Origin of the sequence: Neobacillus jeddahensis (assembly GCF_000612625.1) — a bacterium.
GTDB lineage: Bacteria > Bacillota > Bacilli > Bacillales > Cytobacillaceae > Neobacillus > Neobacillus jeddahensis.
The window spans coordinates 1-9,775 of the sequence record NZ_CCAS010000095.1; the positions used below are offsets into that span (position 1 = coordinate 1).

Annotated in this window: 8 protein-coding genes and 1 pseudogene; 3 read left to right on the top strand and 6 right to left on the bottom strand. The window is 41.0% G+C overall.

The annotated features are described in order from the left end of the window. Positions 1-286 (top strand): cytochrome aa3 quinol oxidase subunit IV (qoxD, locus tag TY15_RS22080; RefSeq protein WP_074432860.1); only part of this gene is annotated, 286 nt, incomplete at its 5' end. Between the two features lie 73 nt (positions 287-359). Here qoxD and pssA read toward each other — a convergent pair. Then, positions 360-1,055 carry a CDP-diacylglycerol--serine O-phosphatidyltransferase gene (pssA, locus tag TY15_RS22085; RefSeq protein ID WP_096911910.1) on the bottom strand — a complete coding sequence of 232 codons (696 nt, stop codon included), beginning with the start codon at positions 1,053-1,055 and terminating at the stop codon, positions 360-362. 304 nt (positions 1,056-1,359) lie between these two features. Beyond that, complete coding sequence (locus tag TY15_RS22090) at positions 1,360-2,136, bottom strand: TerC family protein (protein ID WP_040209583.1); 777 nt, start codon at positions 2,134-2,136, stop codon at positions 1,360-1,362. Positions 2,137-2,578: 442 nt separating this feature from the next. On the opposite strand from TY15_RS22090, the gene TY15_RS22095 reads away from it, so the two are divergent. Next, positions 2,579-4,648 carry a peptidoglycan D,D-transpeptidase FtsI family protein gene (locus TY15_RS22095; protein WP_040209585.1) on the top strand — a complete coding sequence of 690 codons (2,070 nt, stop codon included), beginning with the start codon at positions 2,579-2,581 and terminating at the stop codon, positions 4,646-4,648. Positions 4,649-4,692: 44 nt separating this feature from the next. On the opposite strand, the gene TY15_RS22100 is transcribed toward TY15_RS22095, so the two are convergent. From TY15_RS22100 to TY15_RS22115, 4 genes are read right to left on the bottom strand one after another with little or no spacing between them, the layout of a single operon-like run. Then, positions 4,693-5,148, bottom strand: a complete 456-nt coding sequence (locus TY15_RS22100) for a (2Fe-2S)-binding protein (protein ID WP_040209587.1) — start codon at positions 5,146-5,148, stop codon at positions 4,693-4,695. 26 nt (positions 5,149-5,174) lie between these two features. Beyond that, a complete protein-coding gene (locus tag TY15_RS22105) occupies positions 5,175-6,014 on the bottom strand; it encodes an FAD binding domain-containing protein (protein ID WP_040209588.1) in 840 nt (279 codons plus the stop codon). Beyond that, entirely contained in the window at positions 6,014-8,332 is a 2,319-nt protein-coding gene (locus TY15_RS22110; RefSeq protein ID WP_040209589.1) for a xanthine dehydrogenase family protein molybdopterin-binding subunit, read from the bottom strand. Before TY15_RS22110 ends, TY15_RS22105 begins: the two co-directional genes overlap by 1 nt. A gap of 36 nt (positions 8,333-8,368) precedes the next feature. Next, positions 8,369-9,385, bottom strand: coding sequence for an XdhC family protein (locus TY15_RS22115; RefSeq protein ID WP_040209590.1), 1,017 nt, complete (start codon positions 9,383-9,385; stop codon positions 8,369-8,371). A 202-nt stretch (positions 9,386-9,587) separates the two neighbouring features. Between TY15_RS22115 and TY15_RS23890 the strand changes: the two are divergent. After that, positions 9,588-9,775, top strand: a pseudogene (locus TY15_RS23890) (transposase); the annotation flags it as partial.

Below are 9,775 nucleotides of genomic sequence, written 5' to 3' on the forward strand. Positions count from 1 at the left end.
TTTTAAAAAAGGATTTCCAGTTACACATATCTTAGGTTTTATGATGTCATTGGTACTAACCTTCGTAGCCCTAGGAGTTGCTTTAAAAACATCCCTTCCATTTAAAACGATTATCTGGATCATTGGCAGCTTAGCCGTCATCCAAGCCGCACTTCAACTATATATGTTCATGCATATGAACGAAGGCGAAGATAACAAATCCCAAATCATAAACGTGATCGCTGGCTTCTTTATCGCAGTAGTCACTGTAGCAGGATCCATTTGGGTCATGTCGTTTGGGATGTAGATAGCAATTGTGTAAATAGTAGTAAAGGTGCCTGTCACCATGTGAAAAATTCACATGGTGACAGGCACCCTTTTTATTTAGCCTTCCTTTTAATACGAATCCATTGGTAACCGATGAAGGCAACATATAGTGGTATGGCTACATAGATGAAATATGGGAATCGATGTTGTTCTCTTTTAAAGACAATATAAATGGCGTACCCTAGAAAAAGGGTAATGATAATCCCGTATTTCGGTAAGGGAATATCCTTTAGACTCGGAATTTTGATCGTACTCACCATCAAATAGCATAGAACGAAAAAAGCAATGACAAAGATATAACCGAGCATTCTGCCATGAAACAAGGTCAGAAGAGTTAATACTCCCCCTGCTGCTGTTATGGGAACTCCAGTAAAATATTTCAACGAAGATTTCACAGCATTAATGTTGAAGCGTGCTAACCGATAGGCACCGAATAAAGGAAAAAGACCTGCTACTGCCATTCCAAGCATGCCATACGAAGAAAAATAAGAATAATAGGCCATCATTGCCGGTGCAACTCCAAAGGTTACGATATCCGCTAGTGAGTCAAGTTCTTTCCCTAAATCACTCTCAACATGGAGCATTCTGGCTATCCGTCCATCCATGCTGTCTAGCATCATTCCAATCAAAATTAAAATGGCGGCGTTCTTGTAATCCCCTTGAGCAGAATACATGATCGACAAAAATCCAAAAAATAAATTTGCAAGGGTAAAAAGGTTAGGAATACTGTTTCTAATAATACAAATCACTCCAAAAATAAAATAAAGACCATTTTTTTTCGTTTTACGTTTCTTATTATAACGATTTCTTTATAAAATTGAAAAAGCAATCTTCTAATCAGACTGCAAGAAAAAAAAACATAAGAATACAAACACTCCCGACTACCTTGTTTAGTATACCAATAAAAACGGATCTCTATCGTAATCATAAAGAAAACTCGCCGACTGGCGAGCCCCTAAGGGCGAAGACAGAGGCGTAGTTGCACTTATGCCTGATTGGAAAGTTATACTTTCCTATCGGCTAAAGAAAACTCGCCCATTGGCGAGTCCACTCTTAACCATTCACTACCTCTTTCGGTTTATCTTTTGAGAAAAACCATCCCACTACCGCTATCCCCACCAACACAACATAAAAGCTTACCTTCCATTGAATTGAATGAGCAAATTCCTCGCTTAAAATTGACAATGATGGATGTGAAAGTGTATAAACCGCAAGTTTTACCCCAACCCAGCCGACGATCGTAAAAGCAGCAATTTCAAGTCCTGGTCTCCTTTCCAGCAGTTTCACAAACTGATTGGCTGCAAAGCGCATAATAATTAACCCAATCATTCCCCCTGCAAAGATGACTAAGAATTTACCTCCGTCAAGTCCACCAATTTTCGGAAGTGGGGTGTCTGGAAGGACAACCGCCATCGCGACTGCCGCTAAAATAGAATCAACCGCAAATGCGATATCCGCCAATTCCACCTTTAATACAGTTGCCCAGAACCCACTGGTTTTACGGTTTTTATTATTTTCTTTCTCTTCTCCATCCGCTTTCCCTTTAACAACCTTGCGAAATATGTGATTAACCGCCATGAATAGCAAATAAAGAGCACCTATCGCTTGAAGCTGCCACACATCCACAAGGAACGAAATAACAAATAATGACGCAAATCGGAATAAAAAGGCTCCAACTAAACCATAAAATAAAGATTTTTTACGTTCATCTTCTGGAAGATGTTTCACCATAATTGCGAGTACCAAAGCATTGTCTGCCGCCAAAAGTCCTTCTAAGCCTACAAGAACAAGTAATACCCAGCCGTATTCCAGTAAAAGAGTAATGTCCATCCAAAATTCCTCCTAAAAAATATTTTTTCAAAAAATACTCCCTTATAGCCATAAAAATAGGCCTTTACTGATAACAGTAAAGACCTAAAAAAACACATAAATAGACCTTTACAGTAAAGTAAAGGTCTTGCTAACAACGTCCATGTTGCCAATAAAGCCGGAGAATACTATTCTCGAAATGACGACTTTATTGTAGCAGCTACTCCCCTTTAAAAAGGAAATATTTAATTATTCTTACTATACTATACTCTTAATCTACTGTCAATGTACCCTAAACAAATTAAAGCACGTAAACTTCAGATTATTTTTTTCTCACATATTGAACTTTTCCAGCAAAACATTGCATAAACCTTACATCCTAAAGCTAAAAATAAGATTTGGTAAGAAAGCTTCTTGATACCATTTAAATGACAAGTTGACCAAAACAGGATGTGCATCTATTGTGGAAAATCAAAAAAAGAAAAAATCCCATTTTCCTTTTCGGTTAAATGTTCTATTTTTTAGTGTATTTTTATTATTTTCCATTCTCATCCTCCGACTGGGCTTCGTGCAAATTGTATTCGGCGAAAACTTCAAACGAGATTTGGAAAGAAAAGAAGATATTACGGTCAGTACCCCTGTTCCTAGAGGAAGAATTCTCGATCGAGATTATCAAGTGATCGTAGACAATTTTCCAAAGAGCGCCATCACCTTTACTAACCAAGGCTTTAGCCAAACAGAGATGCTCGAAACGGCTCACAGATTAGCACAATTGATTGATCAAAAAACCGATCGGATTAGTGACCGAGAAAAACGTGATTTCTGGTTATTGAAAAATCCCGAGCTTGCCGCTGCTAAAATCACCAGTAATGAAACCGAGTTATACAAAGCAAAAAAATTAACAGACTTAGACCTATATAAATTGAAATTAGCTCGCATCACAGATAAAGAAATAAACCAATTAACCGTAGCTGATCTTGAGGTGTTAGCCATCTATCGTGAATTTAGTAGCGGGTACAAATTTATACCTGAAATGGTTAAAAACGAGAATGTGACGGAAAAGGAAATGGCTGTCGTTAGCGAACATATGCAGTCTCTTCCAGGAGTCGACACGACAACCGATTGGGACCGTTTGTATACCTTTGAAAATACATTACGATCCGTGTTAGGGAAAGTAACAAAATCGGGTGAAGGGCTCCCTGCTGATCAATTAGAATACTTTCTAGCAAGAGACTATATCCGTAATGACCGAGTGGGCAAAAGTCAGCTTGAATTGCAGTATGAAGATGTTCTCCATGGGAATAAATCAAAGGTAAAGAATATTACCGATAAATACGGCAATGTCATCGAAACACAAACCGTACATCCTGGCAAAAAAGGAAATGATCTTGTCCTAACCATTGATATGGATTTACAAATGGCTGTCGATAAAATCCTAGAGCAAGAACTTTGGGCCGCAAAAAAATTCCCTGGTACAAGATTAACGGATCGTGCATACGTCGTCTTAATGGACCCGCATACCGGTGAGATCCTTACCATGTCAGGTAAGAAAATGGTCAAAAATCCAGATACAGGGAAAGTAGAAATAATTGATGATGCTCTTGGTACGTTTACCACAACTTACAGCGTAGGTTCAACTGTCAAAGGAGCTACGATCTTAACCGGATTTAAAACAGGCGCCATTTCACCAGGAACATATTTTGATGATGTCGGCTTAAAAATTAAAGATACACCTATAAAAAAATCCTATGCCTATTTAGGGAAATTAAATGAAATCAATGCCTTAAAAAAATCATCAAACGTCTATATGTTCCACACAGCGATAAGAATTGGAAAGGGACAATATGAATATGATAAGCCTTTAAACTTTTCCAATCATTTAGCTTTTGAAACGATCCGAAACTCCTTTGCCTCCTTTGGCCTTGGAACTAGAACAGGCATTGACCTACCGAATGAGCAAACAGGCTTTAAAGGACAAAGTAGATTACCGGGGTATTTACTTGACCTGGCGATTGGTCAATATGATACATACTCCGCCATGCAGCTCGCCCAATATGCTTCCACCATCGCAAATGGCGGCTACCGGATGCAGCCGCATATCGTGAAACAAATTCGTGAACCAGCAAGTGAAAACGATGTGCTTGGACCTGTCTTTCGAGACATCAATCCAACTGTCCTTAATACGATTGATGTAAAAAAAGAATGGTTGAATCGTGTGAAATTAGGCTTTAAAAAGGTAATGCAGGAACCCGGTGGAACCGCCTATAAATTTTTCGGGGATGCTAGGTATTCACCTGCAGGAAAGACAGGAACGGCAGAAGCCTTTTATGATGGTCCATTACGAAGTCAATTTGGCAAAGAACCTCCACCAGTGATGAATTTAAGCTTGGTCAGTTATGCCCCTAGTTCGAATCCTGTCGTGGCCATGGCTGTTTTAGTACCATGGGCATACGATGGGGAGGAAGACAATCGCGCCAATCTTAAAATCGGACGGAAGGTTTTGGATACGTATTTTCAAATGAAGCGTAAATAACTTCTGCCCTTTCTCAGAATGAAAAACGCCTAACTTGGCGTTTTTCATTTTTTCTTTAATACAGATTTTACAGCCTCTTCAATTTCGGCGTAGCTCGTGCAACGGCAGATGTTTGAGCTTAGCCATTCCTTTATCGTTTGATCATCGGCGTCCGGATGTTTTTCTACCAACGCTTGACAGTTCATGATAAAACCTGGGGTACAATACCCGCATTGAAAAGCAAATTTTTCGATAAACGCTTGTTGAATCGGCGTTCCTTGCAGCCCTTCTATCGTCGTTACCTTTTTCCCAGCCGCTTCGACAGCTAGCATTAAACATGACTTCATCGGTCGGCCATCAATATGAACAGTGCATGCCCCACAGTCACCATTCAAACAACTTGGCTTTGCACCTGTCAGACCTAAATGGTGACGAATGACAAACAAAAGTGTATCAGACGCCATAACCGGCACCATTTTTTCTTCTCCATTAATCGTTAAGGAAATGGTGAAAGATTTCAAGGTTCCTCTCCCTTTCGTTTGTCCCGTCAACCCTGGACTTGGTCTAATGCAGCAAGCACATCAAATAACAAATTGTGCAAAACAAATAATCGATACTCCGCCGAACCCTCGACATCCGCTAATATTGGTTGCGGTAAAACAGCTAATGCCCCATCAATCCGAGCTTCTATCGTTCTTCCCTTATGATTAATAGATGCTTCGATTTCTTGGGAGCGGAATGGAAATGGGCATAATCCACTAATGGCAATTCGGATTCTTTGATCAATTTTTAAAGCAGCAATTGTAATCAGTGGATAACCTGTTTCCCATTGTTGACGTCGTTTAAACGCATAAAAAGGAGCTCTGATATATTTGCTCTCCATTGCTAATTGAATGAGCATTTCACCTGGTTCTACTCTTAATTCCTCCTGAAATACATCATGAATGGACACGATTCTTTCTCCCAAGGGTCCACTTAATAAGACTTGGCTATCAGCTAGTAAAAAAGGGAGAACAATTTCTCGGTAGAAGATCCGTGCACAGATGTTCCCTCCAAGCGTGATCTTCTCCCGTGCGGTATGATCGGCAATCCCACTCGATATTTTCGTCAATAAAGGAAATACATTCGCTTCTTCTATTTTTGTAAGTGACAAGGCACTGCCAAGGAGTAGCCGCTGCTCATTTACTTGCAAACTATTACATTCAGGAATGTCCTTAATATCGATGACCGCTTCAGTGAAAGCTAAGTCAATTCTCCCTAGTGTTAATAATTCAGTACCCCCTGAAAAGATCATGGACTGTTTACCTTGCCTCTGTAAACTTTGAAAAAGGTCTACAGCTTCCTGTAACGATTGCGGTCGATAATACTCAAAATCAAACGGAAGCATTACTGACTACCCCCTTTTGCTTTCCAGATCAACTCGGGAGTAAGCGGAAGATTATTTAAGTTCACCCCTGCAGCAAGCGATAGGGCATTGCCAAGGGCTCCAGGCATCCCCATCAGGCCAAGTTCCCCCACTCCTCGAGCCCCATAAGGTCCATCAAGTTGTGGCGTTTCGACAAATCCAACCAAATATTTAGGATGTTCCCCATATCGTAGCGGGCGATATGTTCGTAACTGCGGATTCATCACCCGCCCTAGCTCATCATAAAAAAAAGTTTCTCTTCCGGCAAAAGCAAGCCCCATGTTCATGGCACCCATTACCTGTCCAAGTGCAGTTTTTTCATTTAGGACTTTTCCGAGATCCACCACTGAACATGCCTGCAATATTTGGTACGTATAATCTCGTCGATCGAACTCAACTTCTACCGCGTAAGCTGCAACAGACCATTCCGGCCCTGGCTTTCCAGCACCCGTTTCTTGGTCCATGTGAGTTAGATTTCGTAAAATATAATTGCCCCTGCCAATGATTTGCCCGCCAATACTCTCACCATTTGGATATTTATACCCATAACAAATATCTGTAAAAGGAACGCCGGTGTAAGGCTCATCTCTTAAAAAGACACGGCTGTCTGCCACTTCAAGATCTTCAACTGGTGCTCGTAATACAATCGCAGCTATATTCTTTAACTGTTTAATCACATCATCGGCCGCTTTTAAAACTGCCCTTCCGGCCATAAAGGTTCCCCTGCTGGCAACGGTCTTCCAATGCTCTGGTGTTGTTTGCGTGTCTACTTCCATTTTTACATGGATTTTGTCTAGATCTATTTTTAATCTTTCTGCCAATATCTGAGCTAATATCGTCTTTGTACCTGTTCCGATTTCAATAACTCCAGACATTAAATTTATGCTGCCATCACGATTAAATGTTAAGATTGCGCCTGAGGGTGCATCTGTATCAATTGTCGAAGTCTTCCAACTCGTGCTGACTCCTTTTACCCGAACGAAACGTGGATTCACCTCTAAAATCGCACCTTTGTCCCAGCGAATCAGTTCCTTCACCCGCTCAATACATTTCGGTAAGTTTCCAACATTGCTTCGATTTAACAAGACTCTTGTTGGGGTTCGATTACCAGGCCGAATGGCATTGATATCTCTAATTTCAAGCGGATCGATATTTAATTTTTGCGCGAGCATATCGATTGTCCGCTCTATGACAAAGCTGAGCTCGGAATGGCTGAACCCGCGATATGGAGAAGCATACGTATGGTTAGTATACATACAATACGAATCACACCATACATGCTCAATTTGATAGGGTCCCGTACAATCTGCTGCACCAGACCTCGTTACATCAATCGCTTTATCCGAATAGGCACCACCATCCCACCAATAACTTATTTCAGCGGCATGGAATTTCCCATTTTGATCTGCACCAAGCCTAACCGTAGCATCTAAACCAATATGACACGGGGAAGAGATAAGGTCTTCTTCTCTTGTATTTAAAATCTCAACAGGCTTGCCTCCAACAGCTTTTGACGCCAAATAGGCAAGGATCTCGAGTTGCACAGGGGCTTTCCCGCCATAGCCACCACCGACATAAGGTGTATGGACAACAATTTTTCCAATCTCTTCACCAAAATAATCCGCTATTAACCTTTTAACCATAAACGGGGCTTGTGAGGATGTCATGATAATGATATTGCCATCATGCTTAATTTCTGCCCTTGCACACCTTGGTTCCATTGCCACATGGTCAGAGGGGGAAAACGAAAAACTAGCCTCCACCACTGTCGTACTTTTTGCCCAGCCTTGATCCATATTGCCTTTACGAATTTTGATATGATTGGCTATATTTGAATTAGGTACAGGCGTTGAATCTTCTTCTTTTTTATATTCACCTAAATGTTCATGTACGAGAGTCGCATCCTTTTGAAATGCTTGTGTTGGCGAATTCACGACAGGCAGCAATTCATATTGAATTCGGATAAGATCAGCGGCCTTTTTTGCTATCCTTGGTGTATCTGCAACAACAAGGGCAACAGCTTCCCCATGATATCGAACCTTATCCACAGCTAGTGGTGGTCGATCTCGAATCGCCTCACCCGTGAGGGGAAAATGTTCTCCTGCTAGAATGGCCCTTACTCCAGGTATCTCCCATGCATCTGTTGTATCGATGCTAACAATTTTCGCATGGCCGTATGGACTAATGACCATTTTTCCAGAAAGCATGGGTATTGACTGAAAGTCGTGCGTATATTTTGCACGACCTGTCACTTTATCAAGTGCATCTTTACGAATCACACTTTTCCCTATCACTTCCATGTTCAAATCCCCCCAGGTAAAATGCACTTTAAGAGATTAATCTGGTATAGTCCATAAAAGTTCCAGCCGCTCATGCAGAGGGGTCCTCCACACTAGTACAAGCTCTGCAACCACACTAACAGCAATTTCTGCAGGTCCCTTAGCCCCTATCCCTACCCCAATCGGGGCGTAAATCCCACTCGGGATACGATCACTCTGCAGCAATCTTTTGGTCCTTTCAATCGGCCCTAACACACCTAAATACCGTATATTCTTATTTAACATTTTCATGACGATATCCTGATCATATTTGAAATGATGCGACATGACTACCACAAAATCATAGGGAGAAAATGAGAGTTGCTTAAACAATTCTTTAGGGAAGGCAATCAGGATTTGCTTGGCTTTTGGAAAATGTTTCTCCTGACAAAACTCTGGACGCCAATCACAAACTACGACAGAGAAACCAGTTTCAGCTGCTAAAGATACAAGTGGTTTCACATCTGGTCCTGCTCCGAACACAATAAGCCTTGGTTTAGGTTGATAAGTATGCTGAAATACCGCCGGCCCCTCATGAGATATAACACCACTTTTTGAAGTAAATTCAATAATGGGAAGGGGTCCCGACCAGTTTCCAAAAGGCTCTCCATCTTCCTCAATAAATACATATTCTCCTAGTTCATCGAGTTTTTTTAATCCAATAACAGGCTTATGGCGTTGCAACAATTCTTCAACTAACAGCAAGTCCTCCGTTAATTTTTCCGTGATCGGCTCCATTAATATATCAATCGTCCCATTACAGCCTGCTCCTTGTCCCCAGCTCAAATCATCCTCGTCTGACATATCATATTGAAAGATCACTGCCTCCTGCCTTTCAATCACTTCCTTCGCTTTTAGTGCTAAATCTGTTTCCAAACAACCCGCTGTCAGCATACCGATTTGTGTCCCATCAGCAAAAAACAGCATAGCGGAACCTTCTCTTTTATAGGCTGAACCATTTACACGAATGATGGTAGCTAAAACCTTTTCGCCCGGGTGATTTATCACTTCTACTATCTGATGAAAATCCTCCACACTTCTCCCCCACTTCAGACACATGAATTCCCTATCTTATTTATATTGAGACATAAGCTTTTCCTAGAATGAGAAATTTCAATTGATACTGAAATGGTTCTTTGTATTTTAGGGCCAATTAGTGGTAAAGACGAGGTAAAAGAGCGTAATAAAGTAGGGAAACCTTTCTCAAGGCTTCCCCCTTATCAAACCGTACGTGCCCTATGTGTATGATGAGTATTATGATTGTTATCTCTGCCCGCAAGGGCAGGTCTTAAAGTACACCACCACAACGAAGGAAGGATATCGGCAATATAAATCAAATTCAGCGATTTGTGCAGAATGTCCATTTCTATCGCAATGTACGGAAAGCAAAAACCATCAAAAGCTTATACAACGTCATATTTGGAA